The 540-nt window shown below is 40.7% G+C and carries 1 protein-coding gene; it reads left to right on the top strand.

Translation table 11 applies throughout. The features are described from left to right. Window positions 1-540: PAS domain S-box protein (locus ACCC84_RS23945; protein ID WP_371902446.1), on the top strand; the 540-nt coding region annotated here is incomplete at both ends.

Here is a 540-nt window from a genome sequence, read left to right as displayed (position 1 = left end):
AGATATAACAGAAGTTGTAGATTTAGCGGAAGAAGTTACAGACTTAAAAGAAATTCAAACACTATTGGAGGCGATTATTAACTCATCTGAAGAAGCGATTTCGGTTGTGGATGAAAAAGGAAGAGGTTTAGTCATTAACCCGGCATATACGAAATTAACGGGTTTAACAGAAGAAGATATTATTGGGAAGCCTGCTACAACTGATATTGTAGAAGGCGAAAGTATGCATATGAAAGTACTTCGAACGCGTCGTGCGGTGCGCGGAATACATATGAAGATTGGGCAAAAAAAGCGCGATGTAATTGTAAACGTAGCGCCAGTTATTGTGGATGGAATATTGAAAGGAAGCGTCGGCGTTATCCGTGACGTGTCGGAAATTCAAAAGTTAACAAATGAATTGAATAGAGCGAGGCAAATCATTCGCACATTAGAAGCGAAATATTCTTTTGATGATATGGTCGGAAATTCAGATGAAACAACTGCAGCTATCGAACAGGCGAAGCTAGGAGCGAATACACCGGCAACGGTACTGTTACGCGG

This window comes from Serratia odorifera, from assembly GCF_041448735.1.
Taxonomy (GTDB): domain Bacteria; phylum Pseudomonadota; class Gammaproteobacteria; order Enterobacterales; family Enterobacteriaceae; genus Serratia_F; species Serratia_F odorifera.
This window is presented reverse-complemented; position numbering and strand designations above follow the sequence as displayed.